This is a genomic window from Methylomonas sp. TEB, assembly GCF_047777895.1.
Classification (GTDB): domain Bacteria; phylum Pseudomonadota; class Gammaproteobacteria; order Methylococcales; family Methylomonadaceae; genus Methylomonas.
The window spans coordinates 1,677,367-1,703,303 of sequence record NZ_CP180476.1; the positions used below are offsets into that span (position 1 = coordinate 1,677,367).

A 25,937-nucleotide genomic window follows, 5' to 3' on the forward strand; every position below is an offset into this window, starting at 1 on the left:
CGGGCTTAGTGTTGGCAATTGCCGCAATAGTAGCTGGCTCGTTGACCTATTTTGAGTTGCTGAATTGGTTCCTCGCAGCGCAGGCAGGCTTGTCCGCTGCGACCGTACACATTTAACGATTGTTTGAAATAACCGGGTTTGCCCTCGGCATTGCTAAAGTCGCGCAACGTGGTGCCGCCTTTATCGATGGCTTGTTGCAATACGGTTTTGATCGCCGCCACCAACGCTTCGCACGCCGGCGTATCCAGTTCTCCGGCGCAGCGCATCGGCTGTACGCCTGCTAAGAACAAGGCTTCGCTGGCATAAATATTCCCCACGCCCACCACGACATGGCTGTCCATAATCAATGATTTGATCGGCACCGCGCGGTTTGCCGCCCGCTGCCGCAAATAGTTAGCGTCGAATGCCGCGGAGAGCGGTTCAGGCCCCAGCGTGGCCAGCAAGGGATGCAACATCGGATCTTCGGCAGTCCACAAGGCCGCGCCGAAGCGGCGCTGATCGTTAAAGCGCAGTACCGTATCGTCGGCAAAAATGAAGTCGATGTGGTCGTGCTTGCGCAGCGTTTGCTCGGGTGAGGTGATGCGCAGATTCCCCGACATGCCCAGATGCAGGATCAGCGTGCCGCGCCCCGTACCGAGTAATAAATATTTGCCGCGCCGCTCGACAGCGTCCAGACGCTGGCCCGGCAAATCGGTGGTCAGGGACTCGGGAACCGGCCAACGCAACTGCGGGTGACGCACAATCACGGTTTTAAAGGTTTTGCCGGTAATATGCGGCGCAATGCCGCGCCGACTGGTTTCGACCTCGGGTAGTTCCGGCATGTTGGCGTCAGATTTGGGTGAGTAGAAACTTGGCTTCGTCCTGGATCTTTTTGCGGAAGAACAATAGCTTCCAGCGGCTGCCGCCGCATTGCCGCCACAATAAAGTGGCGCGTATGCCAGCCAACAGTAAGGCGCGTATTTTATTCACAGTACTTTGGTTGCCCAGGTATTGCTGATCGCCTTGCACCATAATGCGCGGTTGCAGTGTGCTGATAGTACTGTGATACACGTCGGCCAGATTGGCCAGCACATTTTCATGCAGCACGCCGAAATGTTCGGTTTGAGCTTGAGCCTTGCTGACGCCGGCCTGTATGGTTTTTTGCATGTCCGGCTGTTTGTTCAACTGTTTTTGCAAATAGACAATCTGTGCCGCGTATCGGGCCTGTTCCGGACTGGCCAGCACCCGGCTGCCGAGTTGGGTTGTGAGCTGTTGTAAGCCGTGTTCGATACCGATCAAGCCGCCGTAGACATCAATCACGCTGTCTGCGTCTATTTTCAGCAAACTGCTGATGCTGGCTTCCAATGCGGCGTTTGGACAAGTGCCGGTGCCGGCAAGCTGATGCACCAAGGAGCAGGCCTGGGCGATGCCGGCCAGCGCGATGGTTTGGTTACTGAGCGTGTTCAGGGACATGTTACTTACAGGCGGTAGTCAAACAATCGGCTTTAACGGGGCGGCCGTCTTTGATCCATGACTGGATACCGTTGGACAAATGATAGACATTTTTCATGCCCAGCTGTTCGGTGAGGATTTGGCCGATCTTGCCGCTCCGATTCCCGGAACGGCAAACCAAAATGATCGGTTGGTCGGGCGACGATTTCAGTTTTTCCAAGTTGGCCAGCCATTTTTCCTGGTCGAAGTGGCCGTTCCCGTCAAAGGATTCCAATTTTTGGCTGTTGGCGATGACGCCGGTGGCTTGCCATTCCGGCGCGGTACGCACATCCACGACCAGCGCATTCTGATTTTTCTGCATGTTTATGAGTTGTTCTGCCGTCACCGCACCTAATTCGGTGGCGTAAAGATGGGCCGCGAACAGACAGCCTAGCCAGAATAAAGTCAGTCTCAGTTTCATGATGATGTCGGTAGGTAGGATAAATGGCTCAAGCGGCCAAGAAAGGTAAAATGCGCGTCGCCCACCAGTCTATGCTCTCCAGATAGATATTGGCGATACACTCGGGATTTATGCCGCGGAAGGTGCCAAGGCCAGGTTCCCAGCGCTCGTAGGCGATGCAGAATTGTAACGCTTCGCCAGCGTTGCCGCGATATTTCAAAATGGCATCGTCAACATCTTCCGCCAGCGGCAATTGTTCCAATACTTTGTTCGCCGGCATGTCCAACAGGCTGTCCAAACCCGACAGCATGCCGATTAGAAAATAGTGTTCCTGGTCGTCTTTAAGTTCTCGCGCTATTAATTCACACATTTTGGCGCGGATCAGCACGTTTTGCAGCACCGAGGACGGTTTGCCGGACATGGAAGATAAGGCCAGAATATTCACCCAGCGTTTGATCTCGACCAGTCCCAGGCAAACTATGGCATGCTGAATGGATTCGATTTTTTGCGGCAAGCCAAAAAACGCGGAATTCAAATAATGCAGCAATTTAAAACTCATCCCGACGTCTTGCGAGATAATCTTGCCGATTTCCGCAAAACTGGCGTCCGCCTTGTTCACTGCGGACAGTAATTGGATGGCGGCGGTTTGGCTGACGCCCAGCCGTTTACCTTCCACAATATTGGGTTTACTGAAGAAAAAGCCTTGAAACAGCTCGCAGCCCCATTCGCGTAAGGTTTCAAACTCCTGATGCGTTTCGACTTTTTCCGCGAGCAATTTGAGTTTATAGGGTTTTAGCTGTTCAATCAGTTGCCGGGTGCCGTCCAGGCCGTCGGCCATCACATCCAGCTTGATAATATCGGCAAACTCCAGCAAGGGCAGCCACTCCGGGGACAAGACGAAGTCGTCCAGCGCGATGGTATAGCCCAGTTGTGATAATTCTTTCAGGTTGGCGACAATGTTGTCATCGATAGTCACGCTTTCCAATACTTCGATGACGATGCGCTCTTTTGGTAAATGTAGCGGCGTTTTGTCTAGGATGTTTTGCGTGGTGAAATTAATGAAGGCTTTGTGGGGGCCGACCAGTTCGTTAAGGCCGATTTCCAGCAGCGTATCGGTAATAACTTGATTTGTGGCGTTGGCGGCACCATCTTTCAAACTGAGATCGAAATCTTTGCCCCTGAATAAAATCTCGTAGGCGAAAGTGTCCAGATGGCGGTCCAGAATTTGCTGTCTGCCAATCAGAAAATCTGTCATTTATTTACGGGCTCCCGATCATTGCACTATCATGCGAATAGGTCGCGCCTTATACCATGTTCAAACAGTTTAAGTCGAGAATGGCCGGCCAGTCTTAATTTCAATCATAAGGAGATCAACATGTCCGAATCAGCAACGTTAACAGTAAGCGGTATGAAATGCGGCGGTTGCGAGAGCAGCATCGTCAGTAAAGTATCGGCGATTGCCGGTGTGGTGACGGTGCAGGCTTCGCATAAAGACAAACGGGTCGAAGTTGAATTTGATCCGGCGCAAACCGACTTGGACGAAATCGAAGACGTTATCACCGACGCCGGTTTCAAGGTCGAATAAAACCGCATCGGCGTTTGCCTACGGATCAACACGATATTGCTTGGGAATCGTCATGACTTTAGACCAATCGACTAATCAGCAGCAGGAAATACGCCTTTCCATACTCGGCATGCGTTGCGCCGGTTGTGTCAGCGCAGTGGAAACCGCCTTGCAATCGGTGCCGGGAGTTGCGTCCGTCACCGTCAATTTTGCCGACCACTCTGCTACCGTCGGCGGCGATCCCGATCATCAAGCCATGAAGCAGGCCTTGAAATCCGCCGGCTACGATGCGGCGGTGATGGAAGGCTTGGAAGACCCGAGTGAAGAGGAAAAGCAGGAAGAAGAGCGTTATCGCGACCTGCTGCGAAAAGCTGGCGTGGCCGGCGCATTGGGTCTGCCTTTGATGCTGGGCGCACATCTGGACTGGTTTCCGGCCATGGGCAGTGCCGCCGGCACGGTGTTTTGGTCCGAGGTGGCCCTGTTGACGTTGGCGGTGATGTTTTATTCCGGCGGACATTTTTTTCACAGCGCGCTGAAATTGCTGCTCGTTAAGCAAGCCAATATGGACACCCTGATCGCGCTGGGTACCGGTTCGGCGTGGCTGTATTCTTGTATTGTCATCGATTATTCCAGTCAGCTGCCTTCGTTGTCCGCGCATGCTTATTTCGAAGCCTCTGCGGTGATTTTGGCCTTCATCAATCTGGGTAGTGCGCTGGAAACTCGCGCACGAGGTAAAACCTCGGCGGCGATACGCGCATTGATTGGCTTGCAACCCCGCACCGCTCGCGTGGTGCGCGAGGGTCAAGAGATTGATATTCCTATCGAACAAGTCGGTCTGGGCGAAATCTTACGGGTTAGACCCGGCGAAAAAGTCGCCGTGGACGGGGTGGTGCTGGAAGGCCACTCGACTATCGACGAATCCATGCTCACCGGCGAATCGATGCCGGTTGAGAAAGTCGAAGGTGCCAGTGTCGCCGCCGGCACGATTAATCAGCAAGGCAGTTTTTTATTCAGCGCGACCCGCATCGGCCGTGATACGGCTTTGGCGCAGATTATTCAAAGTGTGCGGCAAGCGCAGAACAGCAAACCGGCGATTGCCAAACTGGCGGACAAGATTTCCGCGGTATTTGTCCCCACCGTGGTGGGCATATCGGTACTGACTTTTTTGATCTGGTTGAGTATCGGCCCAGACCCGGCTCTGGGTTACGCATTTGTTACGTCCATGACGGTATTGGTAATCGCTTGCCCGTGCGCGCTGGGTTTGGCGACGCCGATTTCGGTGATGGTCGCGGTCGGTCGTGCCGCGCAAATGGGTATATTGATCCGCAAAGGCGAAGCCTTGCAAAGCGCCGGCAAGTTGACTTGTCTGATTTTGGATAAGACCGGCACCGTCACCGCCGGTAAGCCCAGTCTGGCTGAAGTGATCGCTTTTGGCGATGTCGACGAAGCCCAGGTGTTGCAGTATGCCGCCAGTCTGGAATCGGGGTCCGAACATCCCTTGGCCGCAGCGATACTGGCGGCTGCCGAACAAAAACAGCTTAAGTTGGAGAAGGTCAGAAAATTTCAGGCCGTGGCCGGGCACGGTATCGCCGGCCGCATCGCGGATCGGCAATGTTTGTTCGGCAATGCGGCGTTGCTGGCGGAACATGGCATCGACGATAGCATGCATCGCGATAAAATGGCCGAATTGGCGGCAAAAGGCCAGACGCCAATGTTTTTGGCCGTCGAAAATTCGGTCGTTGGCATTGTCTCTGTGGCCGATCCGATTAAACCCGATTCCGCCACAGCGGTACGGCAATTACGTAAGCAAGGTATCCGCGTGCTGATGGTGACGGGCGACAACGAGATCACCGCGCAAGCGATAGCGGCGCAAGCCGGAATCAGCGAAGTCCGAGCGCAAGTCTTGCCACAAGACAAAGCCGCCGTGGTAAAAGCCTTGCAACAGCAAGGCGAAATTGTCGGCATGGTCGGTGACGGTATCAACGACGCGCCGGCCCTGGCGCAAGCGGATGTCGGTTTTGCGATTGGCACCGGCACCGACGTGGCTATCGAAAGCGCCGACATTGTGTTGCTGCAAGGCTCCTTATTGAAGGTGTCCGAGGCGATGGCGCTGTCGACATTGACGGTTGCCAATATCAAGCAAAACCTGTTGGGTGCGTTTTTTTATAACACCATCGGCATTCCGGTTGCAGCCGGTTTGCTGTATCCGCTATTTGGCTTGTTACTCAACCCGATGATTGCCGGCGCGGCCATGGCCATGTCATCGGTCACGGTCGTCAGCAACGCCAATCGTTTGCGCTGGATTAAACTGGATGTTCAGTAGGGGCGAAGAATGAATAGCGTGCCTAAATCGTCGGTACAAACCTTCAGTGTCGCGGACTATATGGGATGGCCGGACGACGAGCGCTGGGAGTTAATCGACGGCGTCCCTTATAATATGAGTCCCGCACCCAGCATCAAACATCAGACGGTTGCTGGACGTGTTTTTAGCCGGATGGAACAATTTTTAAAAGGTAAGCCCTGCAAGCCTTTCATCGCCCCTGTGGACGTCATTCTCTCCGAGCATGACGTGGTGCAACCGGATTTGTTAGTGGTCTGCAATCCGGAAAAGATTGGCGAAAAAGCCATACACGGGGCGCTGGATTTGGTGGTAGAGGTTTTATCCCCCAGCACGGCGTTGAAGGATATGCGTGAAAAGAAAGCGCTCTACGAGCGTACCGGTGTGAGGGAATATGTGGTCATCGACCCGTTGGAAAATTATGTGCAGCGTTTTTTTCTGGGCGCAGACGGTCGCTATGCCAATGCCGACGTTTTTGGGGTTGAGGAAGATTTGCCTCTATTGAGCTTGCCGGAGTTGATTTTGCCCTTGGCGGAGGTATTTGAGTTGTAAGGCGCTATTGGCTTGCAGGCAAACCGAATAGCGCGCTGGTTGGCTTACAGTTTGAATTGGGAAATCGTGGTATGTAAATTACCGGCGATTTTTTGCAAATGATGGGCTTCTTCCGCGGTTTGCTCGGCGTCCTTCGAGTTGTTGATGGTGACGTCATTAATCGAATTGATGTTTTGATTAATGTGCTCGACGACGATTTTTTGTTCTTTCACCGCGTCGGAAATATGCGTATTCATGGTGGATATTTGCGCCACCATGCTGGAAATGTTGTCCAGCAGCTCGCCGGTACTTTCGATGACTTCAACGGTCTCCTTAGCCTGATTTCGGCTTTCCGACATGGCTTTCACCGCTTCCCGCGAGCCTTGCTGCAAGCGTTCTATCATCGCTTGAATTTCATGCGTGGAATCCTGGGTTCGGCTGGCCAGTGTGCGCACTTCGTCCGCCACTACTGCAAAACCACGGCCTTGTTCGCCGGCTCTGGCCGCCTCTATCGCCGCATTGAGCGCCAATAAATTAGTCTGATCGGCGATGCTCTGAATCACATCCAGCACCGAGCTGACATTCACGCAGTTTTGTTCGACATTACCGATTACGGTGCTGGCCCTGTCGATATTGTTAGACAGCGCATGAATCGATTGCACCGTATTGGTCACCACCGCCTTGCCGTGGTTGGCGGCCACGCTGCTTTTCTGCGCCGTTTGCGCGGCGTTAGCCGTGTTGTTGGACACTTCCGTCACTGTCGCGGATAGTTCCGTTACCGTTGCCGCGACCTGATCCGTGCCCATCTGCTGTTTCAAAATATCCTCTTGTACCCGCTCGGACATTTGGCTCAAGCGGTTCGAGGCGGTGTTCAACTGGTTGGATTCCGTCGCCACTTGCCGCATCAGGCTGTGTAACACGCTTAAAAATTCGTTGAACTGGGTGACGATAATGCCGACTTCGTCACTGCCTTCGTGCGGAATGCGCCGGGTCAAATCGCCGCCGCCCTGTCTAAGCAGATACAGCGATTTTTGCAGCTCGGTCAATGGCGGTTCTATTTTGAAATAAAGCATGCTCAAACAGACCGTCACAAACAGTAGCAACACGATGGAAAAAGCAATACGCGATAGGCTGTAATCGTGCAAAGACGAACTTAATTGTTGTTTGGCGAGGGCTAGCTCCCGATCAAGTTGCTCGGTAATTCTGATTAATTCTTCGGTCAGCGTGGCAGCTGTGTCGTCAAGACCTGAGCCCGGCGCCTTCATGGTAACGGTGCCTGCCTCGGTGCCCAACTTAATGTAATCCCAAGCCATCTTTACGCCGGCATCGTGCATTACTTGAATTTCCCGTTTCAATGTTTCGACTTGCGCGTGCAATGCCGGGTGAGATTGTTCGGCTTTGTCCAGATTTAACAATGCGGCGTCCAGGTTTTCTTTGGCTTCGGCAAAGCCGCCATCATCATGCGTCGCGCCGACGTCGGTCAGAAATTGTTGAATCTGCACGACATGAAAACGCACATGAGACAAATAGTCCGAGGTGTTTTGTTTTTGCGCTGCTGCTTGCAAGTTGTCGTCTATGGACTGAAATGCATGCCACAGCGACAACACAAACAGCAGATTGGCAAATGCCAAAGCGGAAGCAATTAAGATCAGCGAAGATTTGATTGAGATATTTTTAAACATGAGGTTTTTGGGTAATTATTTTTCAAGTTTTTCTAAATCAGTCACCAACGCCGCCATTGCCGCAACGGCATGGTGTTGGGCTTCTGATAGTGCGTCGCCGTTGTTTAAGGCGTACAAACCGATCTGCCGGTTGAGTTCGGCAATTAAGCGTGCGCGATGCTCGCGGCGGTTGCGTAGTTTGGCAACCATATTCGAAAACGACAGCGCCAAATCCTGTAGCTGATCGTTTTCTCGCAAGTGCGTGACGGTATCAAGCTTGCCGTCGCCGACCTCTTGGCAGAGTGTTTCGAAGCGATATAAGGGCCCGGCGATTTTATGCGAGGCATAAAGAACGGTGCTCACCGCAATGCCGCCGGCAACCAAAATAGCCACCAAGTTGCCGATTAAAATCGATACGCCCAGGCGTTCCGCCGCATTAACGATATTGGCGTGCGCCGACTGGGATTGGGCCTGCAGATCGCCGCCGGTCATCCAATAAATCAGTAGGGCCGAACATAATCCGGCCAGCAATATCAGTGCAAAAGCGCCGAGGATGAAACGGCCTTGAAAATCCCTTTTGATAAAAATTTGGCGACGTTTGGTAACGGTATTGTTCATTTTCAGGAACCTTAGTTGACGTTGTGACAAGTTAAACAGAGCTCGCCGTCGCTGTTGTTACGGCGGAGTAAAAAGCTTTTTTTCAGCCTTTCGGCGTTCATCAGTTTATCCATGAAGCTATGGCTGGCTTGCGGCCGGTCGCTATCCAGCTTGCCGTGCGTGTAGTGGCAGGTCAGACAGGTAATGTCGTTTTCCTCGTTAAGCGGCAAGTCGGCGGGTACCGGAAAGTCGATATTCAAGCCCACTTTGTGGCCTTGGTTCGGATTATGGCACGAGGAGCACATGGCCACGCCGTCTTTGCTAAAGGTGGTTTGATCCGCTGATATATTTTTGCTGTGTAAAATGCCGTCCTCTTTGATTTCCGGCGTCGTGGTATGGCAATTACTACACCCCGCTTGCGGCGACTGCTTGGAAATGAGGTGCGGATTGTCGTCGGCGGTATGCGCGCCACTGACGAACAATAACAAAAGTGCGCCGGTGCCGCCGGCCAATAAGCATTTGTATAGGAGCTTGTTCATGATTAAAAAGACATGACGATTTGGGCTATGCCCAGTTTTCTGTCGAAATAACGCTCGGCGGTTTCGGTGCCCAGCGAATCGTTGTATTCAAATTTGACCCGTAAATGATCGCTGAATTTGTAGTTAAACCCGAGGCTAAGCATGGAGAGATCGTTGATCGCCACGGTGCTGCCATCAAAGTCCAGGCCAAGGTCTTGCGAAGGCTGCCAGCGGCTGTAGCGGGCGAACACCACAATGGGCTGTTTGCTCAGGCTTTCCAAATCCACGGTCAGCGTGGAGTGGTAGCCCAATTGGTGGCCCTTGCCGAACGGGCTGGTGTTTGGATCGGGGATGATGACAGGTAGTGGGTTGCCATCCGCGTCTTGTTCCAAAAACACCTGTTGATGTGCGTTCAGCAGCATGAATTCGTTTTGTAAACGCCACATGCCGTAGCCGATACTCAGGTCAGCGCCGTAAACGGTATTGCGGATGCGGTTTTCGCCATCGAACTCGCTTAGATGGGAGACACCGATTTCGATACCTTCCGGATTGGCGTTGTGGATTTTGTAGGTATTTTGCCCCATAGCCAGGCCCACCCGGCCGCCGACGGTATGGCCGTCATTGGCGTACAGTGCGTCGGTCCAGAATACCGAGTAGTTGAATATATCCCAAGCACCGTAGGAACGAATGCCATCGGCATTGTAACCGCCCAATTGCATGCGGGAGGTGGTCAACGGCGCGGTAACAGTGATGCGGTCTTTGTTAGCGAAGTTTTGGTAATCGTTGCCGAACGGTAAGTCGAAACGGCCGGCCTGGATGTGCAGACCTTTGTTATTGAAAATCCGGCCGCGCGGCGGAATACGATCATTAAACATATGGTAGTCGACCAGCGCGACGGCGATACCGGCCATTGTGCTGCCGCCACTCAGCGCGCCGGGGCCGCTGTTACCGCAAAATACCGCACCGGGCGCACCATAGTCGGCGTTGGATGAGTTGCCGCATAACACTAAAGCCGAGCTGGCACCGAAGTGGTCGTCGTGTACATAGTCCAGGTCCAACTCCACCGAGCCGACGCTAAAGGTCTGGTCAGTAGAGTTGCCGGTTTTGGCGTTGATGTCGAAAAAACCGCTCATTTGCAGGCCGTTGGCTTCCGCCGCTTCTTTTAAAGCCGCGATTTTTTTGTCCAAGGCCTGGAGTTTGGTGTCCACGGTTGGCTCAGGTTTGCCGTTCGCAGCCGTTTTCACCGGTGCCGGGGCGGGTTCGCCGGCCTTAGCGACGGCTGGGCTTGGCGCTGCGGCTACAGCGCCGCTTCTTTCTTGTTCCAGTTGTTTGATACGGGCTTCCAGTTGTTCGATTTTCTGGTCCTTTTCCTTCAGCACGCCTTGCACAATCTGGCGGATATGTTCGTCTTCCGCTGCGGTGGCATGCGCGTTGGCGTGGGCTGCCAGGCTGAGCAGGGCGATAGCTATTCGCTGGTTTCTTGGATGCATATCTGTCTCTGTGTGTAAGCTTAGGACTACATTTTTTTCAGAATCTTCGTATCGAGGCAAGGTTAGTTGCTTTTGTCGGCATTTCAAGTTGATGCATGGGGCTGGCCTTATCCAGCGGGCTCAACTTATCCCTGGTGCCTCGTTTGAACTGAGTTCGTCAAAGCCTGGAGTGATTTGTCCTTCGATAGACTCAGTACTCTCAAGGGCATAAAGGCGAATGGTATTCAAGGGCCCGGTTAATCATTCGCCGATCCGTTTGCGAATGCTGGTGCGGCTTATTCAACACAGAATCTGATGTTACAATGAACGGTTTTATGCCCGGCGCGCGTCTGTCAAAGGCTGGGAAACCGCGAATCAAGCTTAGGTCGTTTATGAATAAACTGAAATGTGCCGTGATAGGTGCCGGATATTTAGGAAAATTTCATGCGGAAAAATACGCATCGTTAAAGGATTGCGAGTTGGTGGCGGTGGTTGACATCAATGCCGAGGCGGCGCAACAAGTTGCCGAAAAAAACGGCGCTCAAGCGTTGACGAATTACCATGATTTACTCGGCAAAGTCGATGCGGTGAGTGTTGTGGTACCCACCAGCTACCATCACAGCGTGTCCAAAGACTTTCTGAATGCCGGTGCGCATGTACTGGTGGAAAAGCCGATCACCGTTACCGTAGAAGAAGCCGATGAACTGATCGCGATTGCCAAGGAAAAAAACGTCATTCTGCAGGTCGGGCATTTGGAACGCTTCAACCCGGCCGTACGCGGTTTGGAAAAAATGGAAGACAAACCGCTATTTATCGAGTCGCATCGCTTGTCGCCGTTCAATCCGCGCGCCAACGATGTCAGCGTGGTGTTGGATTTAATGATTCACGACATCGACATCATCATGGCGCTGGTCGATTCGGAAGTGGAAAAAATCGATGCCAGCGGCACCGCCGTATTAACCCAAGGCACCGACATCGCCAATGCCCGCATCACCTTTAAAAACGGTTGCGTGGCCAATGTCACCGCCAGCCGCATCAGCATGAAAATGGAACGCAAGATGCGCATGTTCCGTCCTTGTTCCTATATTTCAGTCGATTTTCAGAACCGGGTCTTGATCAAGCACAAGACCGGCGATAAGGAAATGTTCCCCGGTATTCCGGAAATCGTCACCGAGGAATCGGTATTTGAAAGCGGCGATGCCTTGCTTGATGAGATTAAACATTTTGTCAATTGCATCAAGACCGGCGAGAATCCGCTGGTCCCCGGCGAAGCGGGCCGCAAAGCCTTGGCTACCGCGATAGAAATCACCAAATTTTTAACCCATCGATAAAGGGCTGACACTATGATCCCCATGGTCAATCTGCAAGCGCAGTATGCGGAAATTCAAGATGAAATCGTCGGCGGTTTCACCGAAACCCTAAACAATTGCGCGTTTATCCTGGGGCCGAATGTGCAGGCTTTTGAAAAAGAAGCCGCTGCGTATCTGGGCGTTAAACATGCCATCGGTTGCGCGTCCGGTACCGATGCATTGCATTTAGCCTTATTGGCGGAAGGCATAGGCGCGGGCGACGAAGTCATTACTAGCGCATTTACTTTTATTGCCACCGCAGAAGCAATCAAATACGTTGGCGCCAAACCGGTGTTTGTCGACATCGATCCGGGCACGTTCAATATCACCCCGGAAAATATCGAAAAAGCCATCACAGCCAAAACCAAGGCGGTGATGCCGGTGCATCTGTTCGGTCAACCTGCCGATTTGCCGGCCATCAAAGCTATTTGCGACAAACATGGTTTGAAACTGATAGAAGACTGCGCGCAATCCTTCGGCGCGACGGTTTACAACAAGCAAACCGGCAGTTTCGGCAACGCGGCCGGTTTTAGTTTCTTTCCCAGCAAGAACCTGGGCTGCTTCGGCGACGGCGGCTTGGTGACGACCGATTCCGACGCGACGGCGGCCAAGATCAAGCAATATCGCAATCACGGTTCGGACGTGCGCTATTACCATGACGTGATAGGCTACAACAGCCGACTGGACGAGCTACAGGCCGTGGTGTTGCGCGCTAAGTTAAAACGCATCGATCAATACAATTCAGCTCGCCGCCATGCCGCGCACTTGTATTCTGATCTGATGGCCGATTTGCCTTTGACTACGCCGTATGAAGACGGCATTGGTGTGCATGTCTATCATCAATACACTTTGTTGTCCGACCGCCGCGACGAGGTCATGAAAGCCTTGCAAGAGCAGAAGATTGGCTGTGCCGTCTACTATCCGGTACCGCTGCATCAACAAAATGTGTTTAAAGAAGAGTGCGCCGGCCTTTCCCTGCCGGTTACTGAGTCGGTTGCGGCGCGTTGCTTCTCTTTACCGATTTGTTCCAATCTGAGCGACGATACCGTCAAGCAAATTGTCGGCGTCATTCGCGGCGTTTTCCAAGCGTAAATTCCGAAACGCATTAATGTAGGGTGGGCTAAGCAACACGCAGCCCACCAACAACTCTCAAATGACCAATCAATCTGCCTACACGGTGCTGTTTAGCGCCGGCGAATCCTCCGGCGACCAACACGCCGCCAATATGTTTCTGGAATTGAAACAGCGCTGTCCGGCGGTGCGCGGCATCGGCATGGGCGGCAGCAAAATGCGCCAGGCCGGTATCGACGTGCGCTACGACTCGGCCGGCATCGGCGTGATCGGTTTGGTGGAAATTTTGAAGCACTACGGCGAGATCCGCCGCGCATTGAATTTACTGAAACAGATCATTCGCGATGAAAAACCGGATTTGCTGGTTTGCGTCGATTACAAAGAGTTCAACCTCAAGCTGGCGCGCTTTGCAAAAAGCCAAGGCGTGAAGGTGTTGTTTTACGTCAGTCCGCAAGTTTGGGCTTGGCGGCCGGGCAGGGTGGTGACCTACGGCAAGGCCATCGACATGATGGCGGTGATTTTTCCGTTCGAGACCCGCTATTACGAAGCCGAAAATGTCCCGGTCCGTTATGTGGGTCATCCTTCCGTCGATAAAGTCCATCCGCAGCGCAGTCGCTCCGAAGATTGCGCGTTGTTTGGCCTGGATCCCCATCGGCCTGTCGTCGGCATACTCCCTGGCAGCCGCGGCAACGAGATCAAACGTATCCTGCCGGTGATGTTGGCAGCGGCGGCTAGTTTGGCCGCGCAGCGGCCGGAATTGCAGTTTGTCTTGCCGCAAGCCGATTCGATCAGCGATGCGGTATTGGCTGCGCATTTCGTAAACACTTCGCTAGCCGTTAAGGTGATCAAACAGCAGCCCTATGATGTCATCCAATGCTGCGATGCGGTGATGACCACTTCCGGCACCGCCTCGCTGGAAATTGCCTTACTCGGGGTGCCGATGGTCATCGTATACCGGCTGGCGGCGTTTAGTTACTGGTTGGGTAAGCGCTTGGTAAAAATTCCATTTATCGGGCTGCCGAATATCATTGCCGGCAAAGCCATCGTCAAGGAATTGATTCAGGAGCAACTAACACCGGAAAATTTGGCGGCCGAGATTGTGCAACTGTTGGACGACGGGGATTATCGGCAAAATTGTCTAGCGGCGTTGCAGGCCGTCAAACATCAGCTTGGTGATGGCGGCGGCTCAAAAAATATGGCGCAACTGGCCTTAGAGATGTTGGGCGGTGCTTAGCCGCTCAACACGGGTAAAGCATCCGGCGGCTTGCCGGCAAACCACCGTATTTTGAAACGTAACGGCGGTTTTTAAACCGGTCCGCGGCTGTCGCGCTGGTCGTAAAACGCCGCAACAAATTCATCGAAAGTCTGCCCGTCAATCGCGTCCCGCAAACCTTGCATCAACTCCAGGTAATAGTGCAGATTGTGGATGGTGTTGAGCCTGGAGCCCAGCATTTCTTTGCACTTGTCCAAGTGTTTTAGATAAGAGCGCGAGTAGTTTCGGCAGGTGTAGCAACTGCATTCTTCGTCCAAGGGCCGCGTATCAAATTGGTATTGCTGGTTGCGGATTTTGATCACGCCGTGCCGGGTGAATAAATGGCCGTTGCGGGCGTTGCGGGTTGGCATCACGCAATCGAACATATCGATACCGCGCCTGACACCTTCCACCAGATCTTCCGGGGTGCCGACGCCCATCAAGTAACGGGGTTTATCCACCGGCATTTTCTGGTGAATTGCATCCAGTGTCGCCAGCATTTCGTGCTTGGGTTCGCCGACCGACAGGCCGCCGATGGCATAGCCGTCAAAGCCGATGTCGGTTAAGCCGGCGATGGATTCTTCGCGCAATTGCGGATACATGCCGCCTTGCACAATACCAAACAATGCAGACGAGTTACCTTCATGCGCACGCTTGCTGCGTTCCGCCCAACGCAAGGACAAGCGCATGGAGTCAGCGGCTTCTTGATAGGTGGCCGGGTATGGGGTACATTCATCAAAAATCATCACGATATCCGACCCTAGATCGCGCTGCACCTGCATCGATTCTTCCGGGCCCATGAAGATTTTGCTGCCGTTGACCGGCGATTTGAATGTCACGCCTTGTTCGCTGATTTTTCGCAACGCGCCCAGGCTGAATACCTGAAAGCCGCCCGAGTCGGTCAGAATAGGCTTTTGCCAGCGCATGAAGTCGTGCAGGTCGCCGTGGGCTTTCATCACCTCCATACCGGGTCGCAGCAGCAAATGAAAGGTATTGCCGAGAATGATTTGTGCACCTAGCGCGTTTAAATCTTCCGGGGTTAGCGATTTTACCGCGCCGTAGGTGCCGACCGGCATGAAGATGGGGGTTTCCACCACGCCGCGGGCAAAAGTCAGTTGACCGCGGCGGGCGTGACCATCGGTGGCTTTGAGTTTGAATTCCATGCAAATCCGGCAAATGAAAAAAGGCGGAATTATCGGTCCTTTTCGTTCCGCAAGCCAGTGGAGTTGTCGTTTTGAGTTCAATAGGCGAGCGTGGCGGCTTTTGTCCCCTGAGAAAACTTGTTGGTATCGGATTGTGTTATAAATTTGAGGCACTTGCCGCAGCTTTTCTATCGAAATACCTCAGGTTTGGTAATTCCGTTTATTATCGGGATATTGTTCATTTCACTATGTAAACTAGCAAAATTGATGAATTTTCTTCAGGCCATAACAACAATAATCGGCCGTTCTCGGGGGAAGTATGTTGGATACTAAAAGCAAAACCATTTTGGTAGTCGATGATTCTCCGGAAAATCTCACCGTCATCAGCGAATTACTGCAACCGCAATACCGCGTGCGCGTCGCTACCTCCGGGCAAAGAGCCTTGCAGATGGCCGCCAATCAGCCTTATCCGGACTTGATTTTGCTTGACGTGATGATGCCGGGCATGGACGGTTACCAAGTCTTCGAGCATCTGCGCGCCGATCCCATTACGCGCACGATTCCGGTGATATTCGTCACGGCGATGGACAGCATGGAGTCCGAACTGCATGGATTGGATGTCGGCGCGGTCGATTACATTACCAAACCCATTCTGCCACCCATCGTTTTAGCGCGGATCCGCACCCAGTTGGAGTTAAAGCAGGCCAGAGATTGGTTGCGCGACGAAAACACCTACTTGGAAATGGAAATAGCGAAACGGATGAGCGAAAACGAGTTGATTCAAAAAGTCAGCATTCGCGCCTTGGCGCATCTGGCGGAAATTCGCGATCCGGAAACCGGCAACCACATCTTGCGCACCCAAGGTTACGTACAGCATTTGGCGCTTGCATTGCAGAGCCATCCGCGCTTTTTCGCGACATTGACCGATCATTACATCGAATTGCTGACACGCTCCGCGCCGCTACACGATATCGGCAAAGTTGGGATACCGGACGCGATCCTGCAAAAGCCAGGCAAACTCACTCCCGAAGAATGGGCGGTGATGAAGACCCATGCCAAATTGGGCAGCGATGCGATAGAAATGGCCGAACGCGATGCGACGCGCTCGGTGGAGTTTCTGATTTTGGCGAAGGAAATCGCGCATTGGCACCATGAAAAGTGGGATGGCAGCGGCTACCCGGAGGCGTTGGCCGGCGATGCCATTCCGGTTTCCGCGCGGATTATGGCGCTGGCGGATGTATTCGACGCCTTGATTTCCCGGCGCGTTTACAAAGAGCCCATGGCTTTTGCTGAAGTCAAGACTATTATTGCTGAGGGACGTGGTCGCCACTTTGATCCGGACATAGCCGATGCATTTTTAGCCGATTTCGATTCATTCTGCGCTATTGCCCAACGCCATCTCGATTCAATTCCGGAGTAAATGAGTCATGACGCAACACGCTCGTATATTGTTGGTTGAAGACGAGGAAATCATCGCCATCATCATTCGGGATTTACTCGCTGCCGAGGGCTTTCAGGTGACGGTTTGCGCAAATGGCTGCATTGCCTGGGAAACATTGCAGCACGACCGGATGGGCTACGACCTGGTGCTGTTGGACCGGGGCTTGCCGGGGATGAACGGTATGGAATTACTGCGATTGATCAAGGGAGATCGGGTCTTGGCTGCCATACCAGTGATTCTGCAGACCGCCCGCAGCGACAAAAGAAGCATCCAGGAAGGGCTTAGTCAGGGGGCTTATTACTATCTGACCAAACCGATTCAACCGGAAATCTTGATCGCCGTGATCAATGCCGCACTGCAACAACGCCGTGAGTTGCAGGAAATGTCCGAAACAGCCAATCGCGCCGGGCGTCCTTTGGCACTAGTGCAATCCGCCGTATTTCGTTTTCGCGATCTCGATGAAGCGAAGGTGTTGAGTCATTGTTTAGCCCAATCCTGTCCGGAGCCGGAGCGCGTCATCCAGGGTTTGCAGGAGTTGATGGTCAATGCGGTCGAGCACGGTAATCTGGGGGTTTCTTATGCGGAAAAAGGCGAATTGATGCTGGCGGGAGTCTGGCTGGAGGAAATTCAAAGACGTTTGACACTCCCGGAATTCAGCCGGCGTTTTGTTACTGTGCATTTCCAGCGTCTGCCGGATAAGCTGGTGTTCACCATTCAAGACCAGGGTGATGGTTTCGATTGGCAAGACTTCCTGGATTTTTCCCCGGAACGGGTGTTCGATTTGCATGGCCGCGGTATCGCGATGGCCAGATTGATGAGCTTTGATCGTCTGGAATATCAAGGTAACGGCAACACGGTAACTGCTGTGGTCAACGGCGTGTCCTTTTTGTACGGCTTCGACCATTAATTAGACTTTGCAAGCCCATGCAGTCGAATAACGATCCATCAAATTCAGCGCAGGTCAGCCGCAAAAGCGTCTTAGCCGTCGTACTGGTATACGCCATCTTCGCCGCCAGCTGGATTTTGGTATCGGATCAATTGGTACACCACGTATTCAAAGATCCGGACCAGCTGACGCTAGCCAGCATGCTGAAAGGCTGGGTTTATGTATTGGTGACTTCTTTATTGCTCTACGGTTTGATGCGGCGCTGGTTTGGTCGAAACAGCGAACCGCAAACCGTTCCCCAGGCACCGCGTAGCCATTGGTTGTCGCTGGGCTTATTGATAGTCGCCATCCTGGCTTTGATGGCTGCCAGCGCGGCGCTGACGATCGAGCAACACACCCAAGAAGAGTTCGGCCGGCTTCAGGCGGTCGCCGGCCTCAAGTCCAGGCAAATCAGCGACTGGCTGACTGAACGGCGCGGCGACGCGGATTTTATCCAAACCAGCGAATTTATCATCGACTTGTATCATCGTTGGCAGATTGATGGGGATCTGCAAAGTGCCGAACGCCTGCAAAGCCGTTTGGAACAATTTCGCAAAAGCTGGGGCGTCACGGCTATCAGTCTGCTTAGACCCGATGGCGAACGCTTATGGCGTTCCGCGAAAGCTCCCGCCACGCTGTTGCCTGAGCTGCTAAAACTTACAGAGTTGTCGACCAAATCGCGGCAAATCCAATTAGTTAATCCCTACAGAGATGATAGCGGGCGCGTCCTGCTGGATTTGGTGGTGCCGCTGACAGCGCAGCCGGTAGCGGCGCCGCTGATTGTTTTACATATCGATCTCAGCGAGTGGCTGTTTCCGGTTCTGGAGAGTTGGCCTGTGGCGAGCGGCAGCGGCGAAACCTTGTTGTTTCGGCGTGCCGGCGATGAGATTCTCTATCTGAATCGGCTGCGTTTTCGCCCTGATGCGGCTGCTTCGCTGCGTTTGCCGCTCAACACGCCTAACTTGCTGGCCGGCAAGGCGCTGCAAAGTCCGGTTAGTCTCGACAACATCCTGGAAGCCAAGGATTACCGTAATGTCTCCGTCATCGGTCTGGTACAGGCGATTAGCGGTACCGACTGGCTGTTACTGACTAAGTTGGATAAGGTCGAAATCTACAGCAAAGCCAGAAGCGAAGTCGTCTGGATTGTTTGTGTCGGTAGTTTGACCATTTTTATCGTCTGCGCCGGTTTTTATCTGTTGCGGCAAAGTCAGAGCCTGGCCTTGGCCACGGCGGTGCAGAAGGCGCAAGCGGAGCGTTTGCGGGCGCTTGATTTATTAGCGGCAATCTCCGATTTGTCCGTGGACGCGATCTATGCCAAAGACCTAGACGGCCGGTATATTTTGTTTAATACCGCCGCCGCTAATTTTGTCGGCAAGCCGGTCGAGGAAGTTATCGGCCAGGACGATAGCGCGCTATTTCCGCCGCATCAGGCCGAGCACTTGAAAGAGTTTAGCCGCCGGGTAATGGCGGAAAATATCACGCTGACGGAAGAAGAAACCCTGGACACCCAATTCGGATCAAGAACTTTCTTGACTACCAAAGGCCCGCTGTGCGATGCAAACGGTAAAACCATCGGGGTGTTCGGTATCTCGCGGGACATTACCGAACGTAAACAGGCCGAGCTGAAGCTGCGCGAGAGCGAGGCGCGCTTTCGCGGTTTGGTGGAACAGTCACTGGCCGGCATTTATATTATTCAAGATGCACGCTTTGTTTACGTGAATCCAGGGTTTGCCAGGATCTTCGGCTATCAGCGGACCGAGGATATTATCGACGGCAAAACAGTGGCCGATCTGGTCTGTCCGCAGGACAGGCAGATGGTGTTGGAAAATTTGCGCCGACGGATTGATGGCGAGATTGAAGACCTTAACTACCGTTTCGAAGGCTTGCACCACAACGGCCAAAGCATTGACGTTGAAGTCCATGGCCGCAGCTTCGATTATAAAAACCGGCCGGCAGTGATTGGTTTTATTCTGGATGTCAGCGCCCGCAAAGCCGCCGAAGACCAACTTAATCTCCAGGCCGCGGAATTAAAAGCACGGAATGATGAATTGGAGCGGTTTAATCGGGCCATGGTCGGCCGCGAGCTGGATATGGTTAATTTAAAGCAGCAGGTCAATGAGCTGTCTGCGCAGCTTGGTCGCCAGGCCCCCTATACATTGGCGTTTCTATCAACCCAATCCGAAAGTGCTGTTGGTCATGATTTTGCTGAAGTTCACACCGAATCCGGCTTGGACCCTCTCAAACCGGACGGAATATCAGTAAGCAATGCGGACGGATTAATGGGCGGCGATACATCGGTTGCGGAAGAAGACCGTTTATGAGTATCCCCGAGCCGCCATCAGGCGAATTTTCCGCGTTGGCGCGTTCCCGTTTCCAGAGCAGCCAAAGACTCGCCTACGTGTCGGCGGTGGTCCTGGTATTGGCCGCGCTGGCAATTCGCCTGTGTTTGCCGGCATCCATTGGCGAGCGCCCGATGTTGCTGTTATTTCTGTTTCCGGTGATCGTGAGTGCCTTGTTCGGCGGCTTGGGGCCTGGATTATTGGCGACATTGATGGCGGCGATGGTCAGCAATTTCCAACTGTTGCCTCCCTATCGCAGCTTGGCAATTGCCGGCCCTTACGATGTCGTGCAATGGACGTTATTGATTGGCAATGGTGTTTTAATCAGCCTGCTCAGCGAATTCCTGCTGCGGACTCGGCAACGCGAGAATGCTCACTGGCAACAATTGCTGGACGCGCGCGACCAACTGCAGGTTAGCCAAACCTTATTTCAGACTACGTTTGAACAAGCGGCGATAGGCATTTGTTTATTGGCACCGGACGGGCGTTGGCTGAAGGCTAACCGCCAATTTTGCGAGATAGTGGGTTATAGCCTGGAAGAATTGCTAAGCAGCAATTTTTCGGACATTACCTATTGGGAGGATTTTGGCGATTTGTCGCAAATGCCGACAGGTGAAGGTGAAATAGATAGTTTTTCCGGAGACAAGCGTTTCATTCATAAGAACGGCAGTGTTGTCTGGATTAGATTAAGCGCTTCCGTGGCGCGTAAGCCGGATGGTAGCCCTGCGTGTTTTATCTTGCTCATGGAAAACATAGAGCAGCGTGAACAAGCGTTACTGGCGCTACATGAAAGCGAGATGGCTTTGAAAGTCGCCCAGCGTTTAGCCGCCCTGGGCAGTTGGGAATGGGACTTGCGCACCGGCGAATCGAAGTGGTCGGAGCAGATATACAGTTTATTCGGCCGCGCCCCTCATTTACCGCCAGCCGGCTATGACGAGGTTGGGCGGTATTTTAAGCCCGAGAGCTGGCAGCGCTTGCAAGCAGCCGTAGCTCAGGCGTGTAGCGACGGCTTGCCTTATGAATGCGAGGTGGAATTGCAGAACGATGGCGAACTGCATCGCTGGGTAGTGGCCCGCGGCGAGGCGGTCCGCGATGAGCAGGCTAACATCGTGGCTTTGCATGGTACCGTGCAGGATGTTACCCCACGTAAACAAGCCGAACTTGCGTTGCAAGAGGCGCAGCGGGCGGCCCTGGAAAAACAACGCGAGGCCAGGCTAGCCGCACTCAATTTGATGGAAGATGCGCTGGCGGCCCGCAAAGCGCTTGAAGCGGCGAATGCGTCGCTGCGCGAAAGCGAAGAATTTAAGCGGGCTATTTTGGATTCGGTGAGCGCCAACATCGCCGTGCTGAACCGCGATGGTGTGATTGTCTCCGTCAATCGACCCTGGCAGCAGTTTGCCGAGGATGATGCTCTGGCATGCGGGCAATCCGCTGATATTTGCAGCATAGGCACCAATTATTTGCAGATTTGCCAGCAGGCATCGGGTCCGTATCGGCAAGGGTCGCAGGCCGTATTCAACGGATTGTCGGCGGTGCTGGAAGGCCGGCTTCCCCGCTTCAGGTATGAATATGCCTGCCATTCCGCGCAGAAGCAGCGCTGGTTTGCCATGGTTGTCACGCCTCTGGGATTTGGGGAAGGCGGCGCGGTGGTGTCTCACACCAATATCACCGAGCGCAAGTTGGCGGAAATGGCCTTGGTCGAAAGCGAGGAGCGCTTACGTCTGGCCCAAAGTACTGCCAATATCGGCATCTGGGATTGGCATATTGATAACGACAAAGTGCAATGGACTCCGGAACTTGAGACGATGTTCGGTTATGCGCCAGGCGCTTTTTCCGGGGACTACTCGGCTTTTTCGCAGCGCGTGCATCCCGACGATTTGGCCGAGTTGGAGCATTTTCGAGATTCAGCGGTTGCCGCGCATCGGACTTTTGATTTTGATTTTCGGGTGCAAGCGGAGCCGGGGCGTTTCAGATGGCTAAATTGCAAGGGCGGAGCCAGTTACGATGATATGGGCCGGGCGCAACGGGTATTTGGGGTTTGTATCGATATTACCGAACGTAAAAATACTGAAAACGAACTCAAGCTCTGGGCGCAAGCGTTCGAAAACGCCGAGTTCGGACTGGCGATTGCCGACGCGCAGAGCAATTTGTTCTTGGCTGTGAATCCGGTATTTGCTAAGGAGCGTGGTTACGCCCGAGAAGAATTGATCGGCAAACCGGTCATGACGGTTTATCCGGCCGATTGGGTCGAGCAGATCAAACAGCAGATCAATATTCTGGATTCGACCTGTCATGGCGTATTTGAGGCGGAACATCAACGCAAGGACGGCAGCCGTTTTCCGGTGATGATAGACGTGACTATTATCAAATCCGGCGACGGCAAACCCATCAGGCGTGTGGCGTACGCCTTGGATATTAGCGAGCGCAAAGCCGCCGAGGTTGAGCTACGCGAACAAACTGAGGCCCTGCAGCGTTTCAATCGGGCCATGGTCGGCAGGGAAATGGACATGATCGCATTGAAACAAACCATCAACGAGCTGTCCGGGCAACTGGGACAGGAACGCCCCTATCCGCTGGCGTTTATAGAGCAAGCCGGCACAAACCCGGTTGGGAATGTTCCGGGATGAAACGCGCCCGGTTTGCGTATTACTTAGCCGCCATGATGATCGTGATGGGTCTATGAATCCTGAATTGAAATTACTGATTATCGAAGAATTACAGGCTGATTATCTGGCCCTGGTGCGCCACTTGCAGCAGAACGGCCTAAGCGTGGCATGCCGGCGGATAGATAGCCGCGCGGCGCTGGCGCTGGCTTTGCAAGACGACTGGGATTTGGTGCTGTCGGATTACGCGGTACCGGGAATGGATATTCGCGATACCTTGCAATTCATTCAAACGCACAGTAAAGATTTGCCGGTTATTCTGGTCTCCGCCAGCGTCGGCGAAGAAGTCGCGATGGAGTTGTTACGGCTGGGGATGGTCGATTTCGTGTACAAGGACAATCCGGTCCGCTTGGTGCCTTCCCTGCTCAGAGCGGTCGAGGAGCGCGATCAACGCCGGTTAAGGCGTGAAGCGGAGCAGGCCTTGCGGCAAAGCCAGGAGCAAGCGCTGTTAGAGCAGCATCAGGCGCAACTGGCGGCCTTAAATTTGATGGAAGATGCCATCGCGGCCCGCCAGCGCGCGGAAGCTGCCGCGGAAGCCTTGCGCGCGAGCGAACGGCGTTTAATGCTGGCGCAGGAGGGGGCGCATGTCGGGATTTGGGATTGGGATATTGTCAATGATCGCGGTTATTGGTCGCCGGAATGCGAGCGGCTGTATGGCTTGGAACCCGGCAGTGTGCGGTTCAACGCCGACTGGCGCGCAAGAGTGCATCCGGACGATCAGCATTTGATTGATGCACAGTGGGAAAGCCGCATTTTGCGTGGCGAGGCGTTCGAGGTGGAGTTTCGCTATATTTTGCCAACCGGCGAAACGCGATGGCTGAGCAGCAAGGGCCGTGCGCAATACGATGCCGCGGGTAAACCGATCATGCTGTTTGGGGTCAATCTGGATATTAGTGAGCGCAAACAAACCGAACAGCAACTGCGTAAGTTGGCGCAGGCGGTGGAACAAAGTCCGGCCAGTATTATCATCACCAACCTGAACGGCGATATCGAATACGTTAACGAGGCGTTTTTGCAGGTGAGCGGCTACCGGCGCGACGAGGTCATCGGCCGTAATCCGCGCATATTGCAATCGAAAAAAACCCCGCCGGAAAATTATCGGGCGCTGTGGACCGCACTGGGCTGTGGTCAGACCTGGAAAGGCGAATTTATCAATAAACGCAAGGACGGTAGCGAGTATGTGGAATTTGCCATTATCGTGCCAATCCGTCAGGCCGACGGCATCGTAACCCATTTTGTTGCGGTACAGGAAGACATCACCGAGAAGAAACGTGTGGCGCTGGAGCTGGATCAGTATCGGCACCACCTGGAAGATTTAGTGGCCAGCCGCACGGCCGAACTGGAAGCGGCGAAACTGTTGGCCGATGCCGCCAATCAAGCCAAGAGCGCCTTTTTGGCCAATATGAGTCACGAGATTCGTACCCCCATGAATGCCATCATCGGCTTGACTTATTTGCTGCGGCAAAGCAGTCCCAATCCGGAACAAAGCGAGCGTTTGGACAAAATCGATGGCGCCGCCCAACATCTATTGTCGATTATTAACGACGTGCTGGATTTATCGAAGATCGAAGCCGGCCGGCTGGAGCTGGAGCAAACCGATTTTTCCCTGGCGGCGGTATTGGACCACATTCGTTCCATTATCGCCGATCAGGCGCGGGCCAAGGCCTTGAGCATAGAGGTGGATGGGCAGGGCGTTCCGCAATGGCTGCGCGGGGATCCGATGCGTCTGCGCCAAGCGATGCTCAACTACGCCACCAATGCCGTGAAGTTTACCGAACGCGGTTCGATCCGGTTGCGGGCGATGGTGCAGGAGGAAACCGCCGCGGGCTTGCTGCTGCGCTTCGAGGTGAACGATTCCGGAATCGGTATAGAAGCGGAGCAACAAGCCGGTTTATTTCAGGCTTTCACCCAGGCCGATGTGTCGACCACCCGCAAATATGGCGGGACAGGCTTGGGCTTGGCGATTACCCGCCGTCTGGCGAATATGATGGGCGGCGATGCCGGCGTCGATAGCGTATTGGGCGAAGGCAGTTGCTTTTGGTTTACCGCCCTGGTTCAACGCGGGCACGGCGTCATGCCTTTACACCCCAGTGAAAAGCCCGTCGACGCGGAAATGGCGTTACGCCGAGATTACGCCGGCGCGCGTTTGCTTTTAGTGGAAGATAATCCGATCAATCGGGAAGTGGCGCTGGAGTTGTTGCATGGCGTGGGTTTGGCAGTGGATACCGCCGAGAACGGGCGAATCGCCCTCGAAAAAATCGGCGAGAACGCCTACGATCTGGTGTTGATGGATGTACAGATGCCGGAAATGGACGGTCTGGAGGCGACGCGGGCGATACGTGCGCAGCCGAGTTTTGCCGGCTTGCCGATTTTGGCCATGACTGCCGCCGCGTTTGAGGAAGACCGGCATGTTTCGCTCGCTGCGGGTATGAACGATTTTGTCGCTAAACCGGTGATTCCGGAAGATCTTTACGCGGCCTTGTTGCGCTGGTTGGCACCGCGTTCTGATCCGCGTCCCCTGAGGCCCGATAAAGCGGAGGCAGGGCGCTTTTCGGCAAAAACAGGGGCAACGGACGATACGCTGCCGCCGGCTTTGCTGGCCATCAGCGGCCTGGACACCAAGCAAGGCCTGGCTGTAGTGAAGGGCGACGTGGATAAATATCAACGATTGTTGAGCATGTTTGCCGATGCCCACAATGAAGACTTGAAACAAGTTCAGGCCTACTTGGTTGATGGCAAATCCGCCGAAGCAAAACGCATCAGTCACTGCTTAAAAGGCGTTGCCGGCACGCTGGGTGCCAAACAGGTTGCCGATTTGGCGGCTAAATTGGACCGGGCGATAGCCGAGAGCAGCGATTTGGCGGTCTGCATGGAGTTGGCGGCGTTGTGCGATAGCGAATTGACGCATTTGGTTCGCGCTATCCTGGATTTACCTTCCCAACCGGCAAGCAGCGACGCGGATGAGGAAATTATCGATGCGGAAAATATGCGCCAAGTCGTAGCTGCACTGGCAAGTCTTTTGGCAATTGGCGATGCGCAAGCCAGCCGTTTGGCGCGGGAATACGCCGTGTTGCTGCGGTCAAAATTGGGGGCTGCATATCCGGATTTTGCCAGGCAAATCGAAGCGTTCGACTATCAAGCCGCTTTATTGCTTTTACAAGCTGCGGATTTGTAAGGCTGTAAGCTGAGTGAGGTTTTAAAACTATG

20 protein-coding genes are annotated in these 25,937 nt (G+C 53.7%); 11 read left to right on the forward strand and 9 right to left on the reverse strand.

Going from position 1 to position 25,937, the window contains the following annotated elements; genetic code table 11:
- Window positions 1–5: 5 nt before the first annotated feature.
- Genes mutM through ACMXD4_RS07650 form a run of 4 tightly spaced genes read right to left on the reverse strand, consistent with a single transcriptional unit; the run spans window position 6 to window position 3,125 of the window.
- On the reverse strand, window positions 6–821 hold the full coding sequence (gene mutM, locus ACMXD4_RS07635) for a bifunctional DNA-formamidopyrimidine glycosylase/DNA-(apurinic or apyrimidinic site) lyase (protein WP_415880362.1): 816 nt from the start codon (window positions 819–821) through the stop codon (window positions 6–8).
- 7 nt (window positions 822–828) lie between these two features.
- Complete coding sequence (gene hflD / locus ACMXD4_RS07640) at window positions 829–1,452, reverse strand: high frequency lysogenization protein HflD (RefSeq protein ID WP_415880363.1); 624 nt, start codon at window positions 1,450–1,452, stop codon at window positions 829–831.
- Between the two features lies 1 nt (window position 1,453).
- Window positions 1,454–1,891: a rhodanese-like domain-containing protein gene (locus ACMXD4_RS07645; RefSeq protein WP_171695978.1), complete on the reverse strand. Its 438-nt coding sequence runs from the start codon at window positions 1,889–1,891 to the stop codon at window positions 1,454–1,456.
- A 28-nt stretch (window positions 1,892–1,919) separates the two neighbouring features.
- On the reverse strand, window positions 1,920–3,125 hold the full coding sequence (locus tag ACMXD4_RS07650; RefSeq protein WP_171695977.1) for an EAL and HDOD domain-containing protein: 1,206 nt from the start codon (window positions 3,123–3,125) through the stop codon (window positions 1,920–1,922).
- Between the two features lie 120 nt (window positions 3,126–3,245).
- On the opposite strand from ACMXD4_RS07650, the gene ACMXD4_RS07655 reads away from it, so the two are divergent.
- The 3 genes from ACMXD4_RS07655 to ACMXD4_RS07665 are packed head-to-tail and all read left to right on the forward strand — an operon-like array spanning window position 3,246 to window position 6,324.
- Window positions 3,246–3,455, forward strand: coding sequence for a heavy-metal-associated domain-containing protein (locus ACMXD4_RS07655; RefSeq protein ID WP_319963025.1), 210 nt, complete (start codon window positions 3,246–3,248; stop codon window positions 3,453–3,455).
- A gap of 52 nt (window positions 3,456–3,507) precedes the next feature.
- Entirely contained in the window at window positions 3,508–5,757 is a 2,250-nt protein-coding gene (locus ACMXD4_RS07660) for a heavy metal translocating P-type ATPase (protein WP_415880364.1), read from the forward strand.
- Between the two features lie 9 nt (window positions 5,758–5,766).
- Window positions 5,767–6,324: a Uma2 family endonuclease gene (locus tag ACMXD4_RS07665; RefSeq protein ID WP_415880365.1), complete on the forward strand. Its 558-nt coding sequence runs from the start codon at window positions 5,767–5,769 to the stop codon at window positions 6,322–6,324.
- A gap of 44 nt (window positions 6,325–6,368) precedes the next feature.
- Here ACMXD4_RS07665 and ACMXD4_RS07670 read toward each other — a convergent pair whose 3' ends face one another.
- The 4 genes from ACMXD4_RS07670 to ACMXD4_RS07685 are packed head-to-tail and all read right to left on the reverse strand — an operon-like array spanning window position 6,369 to window position 10,569.
- Window positions 6,369–7,985 (reverse strand): methyl-accepting chemotaxis protein, encoded by a 1,617-nt coding sequence (locus ACMXD4_RS07670; protein WP_415880366.1) that lies wholly within the window; start codon window positions 7,983–7,985, stop codon window positions 6,369–6,371.
- A 15-nt stretch (window positions 7,986–8,000) separates the two neighbouring features.
- The gene (locus ACMXD4_RS07675) at window positions 8,001–8,582 is read right to left on the reverse strand and encodes a hypothetical protein (RefSeq protein WP_033155404.1); all 582 of its coding nucleotides are present in this window, start codon (window positions 8,580–8,582) and stop codon (window positions 8,001–8,003) included.
- A gap of 11 nt (window positions 8,583–8,593) precedes the next feature.
- Window positions 8,594–9,100 carry a cytochrome c3 family protein gene (locus tag ACMXD4_RS07680; protein WP_033155403.1) on the reverse strand — a complete coding sequence of 169 codons (507 nt, stop codon included), beginning with the start codon at window positions 9,098–9,100 and terminating at the stop codon, window positions 8,594–8,596.
- Window positions 9,101–9,102: 2 nt separating this feature from the next.
- Complete coding sequence (locus ACMXD4_RS07685; RefSeq protein ID WP_171695972.1) at window positions 9,103–10,569, reverse strand: hypothetical protein; 1,467 nt, start codon at window positions 10,567–10,569, stop codon at window positions 9,103–9,105.
- Between the two features lie 371 nt (window positions 10,570–10,940).
- Between ACMXD4_RS07685 and ACMXD4_RS07690 the strand changes: the two genes are divergently transcribed.
- The 3 genes from ACMXD4_RS07690 (at window position 10,941) to lpxB (ending at window position 14,202) form a co-directional block, all read left to right on the forward strand.
- On the forward strand, window positions 10,941–11,879 hold the full coding sequence (locus tag ACMXD4_RS07690; RefSeq protein WP_415880367.1) for a Gfo/Idh/MocA family oxidoreductase: 939 nt from the start codon (window positions 10,941–10,943) through the stop codon (window positions 11,877–11,879).
- 12 nt (window positions 11,880–11,891) lie between these two features.
- Window positions 11,892–12,989, forward strand: coding sequence for a DegT/DnrJ/EryC1/StrS family aminotransferase (locus ACMXD4_RS07695; protein WP_171695971.1), 1,098 nt, complete (start codon window positions 11,892–11,894; stop codon window positions 12,987–12,989).
- A gap of 61 nt (window positions 12,990–13,050) precedes the next feature.
- A complete protein-coding gene (gene lpxB / locus ACMXD4_RS07700; protein WP_171695970.1) occupies window positions 13,051–14,202 on the forward strand; it encodes a lipid-A-disaccharide synthase in 1,152 nt (383 codons plus the stop codon).
- A gap of 71 nt (window positions 14,203–14,273) precedes the next feature.
- Here lpxB and tgt read toward each other — a convergent pair whose 3' ends face one another.
- On the reverse strand, window positions 14,274–15,398 hold the full coding sequence (tgt, locus tag ACMXD4_RS07705) for a tRNA guanosine(34) transglycosylase Tgt (protein WP_367650917.1): 1,125 nt from the start codon (window positions 15,396–15,398) through the stop codon (window positions 14,274–14,276).
- Between the two features lie 283 nt (window positions 15,399–15,681).
- On the opposite strand from tgt, the gene ACMXD4_RS07710 reads away from it, so the two are divergent.
- From ACMXD4_RS07710 to ACMXD4_RS07730, 5 genes are read left to right on the forward strand one after another with little or no spacing between them, the layout of a single operon-like run.
- A complete protein-coding gene (locus tag ACMXD4_RS07710) occupies window positions 15,682–16,782 on the forward strand; it encodes a two-component system response regulator (RefSeq protein WP_033155397.1) in 1,101 nt (366 codons plus the stop codon).
- 7 nt (window positions 16,783–16,789) lie between these two features.
- A complete protein-coding gene (locus tag ACMXD4_RS07715) occupies window positions 16,790–17,710 on the forward strand; it encodes a response regulator (protein WP_171695968.1) in 921 nt (306 codons plus the stop codon).
- A gap of 17 nt (window positions 17,711–17,727) precedes the next feature.
- Window positions 17,728–20,049: a PAS domain S-box protein gene (locus ACMXD4_RS07720; protein WP_415880368.1), complete on the forward strand. Its 2,322-nt coding sequence runs from the start codon at window positions 17,728–17,730 to the stop codon at window positions 20,047–20,049.
- Entirely contained in the window at window positions 20,046–22,694 is a 2,649-nt protein-coding gene (locus ACMXD4_RS07725) for a PAS domain S-box protein (protein ID WP_415880369.1), read from the forward strand. The genes ACMXD4_RS07720 and ACMXD4_RS07725 overlap by 4 nt, the downstream gene beginning before the upstream one ends.
- Window positions 22,695–22,746: 52 nt before the next feature.
- Window positions 22,747–25,905 carry a response regulator gene (locus tag ACMXD4_RS07730; RefSeq protein WP_415880370.1) on the forward strand — a complete coding sequence of 1,053 codons (3,159 nt, stop codon included), beginning with the start codon at window positions 22,747–22,749 and terminating at the stop codon, window positions 25,903–25,905.
- Window positions 25,906–25,937: the final 32 nt, after the last annotated feature.

Coding starts and splice junctions, on each gene's coding strand:
- ACMXD4_RS07675 (WP_033155404.1), bottom strand. CDS start 8,582: ATGAACAATACCGTTACCAAACGTCGCCAAATTTTTATCAAAAGGGAT.
- ACMXD4_RS07710 (WP_033155397.1), top strand. CDS start 15,682: ATGTTGGATACTAAAAGCAAAACCATTTTGGTAGTCGATGATTCTCCG.
- ACMXD4_RS07715 (WP_171695968.1), top strand. CDS start 16,790: ATGACGCAACACGCTCGTATATTGTTGGTTGAAGACGAGGAAATCATC.
- ACMXD4_RS07670 (WP_415880366.1), bottom strand. CDS start 7,985: ATGTTTAAAAATATCTCAATCAAATCTTCGCTGATCTTAATTGCTTCC.
- ACMXD4_RS07680 (WP_033155403.1), bottom strand. CDS start 9,100: ATGAACAAGCTCCTATACAAATGCTTATTGGCCGGCGGCACCGGCGCA.
- ACMXD4_RS07665 (WP_415880365.1), top strand. CDS start 5,767: ATGAATAGCGTGCCTAAATCGTCGGTACAAACCTTCAGTGTCGCGGAC.
- lpxB (WP_171695970.1), top strand. CDS start 13,051: ATGACCAATCAATCTGCCTACACGGTGCTGTTTAGCGCCGGCGAATCC.
- ACMXD4_RS07685 (WP_171695972.1), bottom strand. CDS start 10,569: ATGCATCCAAGAAACCAGCGAATAGCTATCGCCCTGCTCAGCCTGGCA.
- ACMXD4_RS07690 (WP_415880367.1), top strand. CDS start 10,941: ATGAATAAACTGAAATGTGCCGTGATAGGTGCCGGATATTTAGGAAAA.
- hflD (WP_415880363.1), bottom strand. CDS start 1,452: ATGTCCCTGAACACGCTCAGTAACCAAACCATCGCGCTGGCCGGCATC.
- ACMXD4_RS07725 (WP_415880369.1), top strand. CDS start 20,046: ATGAGTATCCCCGAGCCGCCATCAGGCGAATTTTCCGCGTTGGCGCGT.
- ACMXD4_RS07730 (WP_415880370.1), top strand. CDS start 22,747: ATGAATCCTGAATTGAAATTACTGATTATCGAAGAATTACAGGCTGAT.
- ACMXD4_RS07645 (WP_171695978.1), bottom strand. CDS start 1,891: ATGAAACTGAGACTGACTTTATTCTGGCTAGGCTGTCTGTTCGCGGCC.
- ACMXD4_RS07650 (WP_171695977.1), bottom strand. CDS start 3,125: ATGACAGATTTTCTGATTGGCAGACAGCAAATTCTGGACCGCCATCTG.
- ACMXD4_RS07660 (WP_415880364.1), top strand. CDS start 3,508: ATGACTTTAGACCAATCGACTAATCAGCAGCAGGAAATACGCCTTTCC.
- ACMXD4_RS07695 (WP_171695971.1), top strand. CDS start 11,892: ATGATCCCCATGGTCAATCTGCAAGCGCAGTATGCGGAAATTCAAGAT.
- ACMXD4_RS07720 (WP_415880368.1), top strand. CDS start 17,728: ATGCAGTCGAATAACGATCCATCAAATTCAGCGCAGGTCAGCCGCAAA.
- mutM (WP_415880362.1), bottom strand. CDS start 821: ATGCCGGAACTACCCGAGGTCGAAACCAGTCGGCGCGGCATTGCGCCG.
- ACMXD4_RS07655 (WP_319963025.1), top strand. CDS start 3,246: ATGTCCGAATCAGCAACGTTAACAGTAAGCGGTATGAAATGCGGCGGT.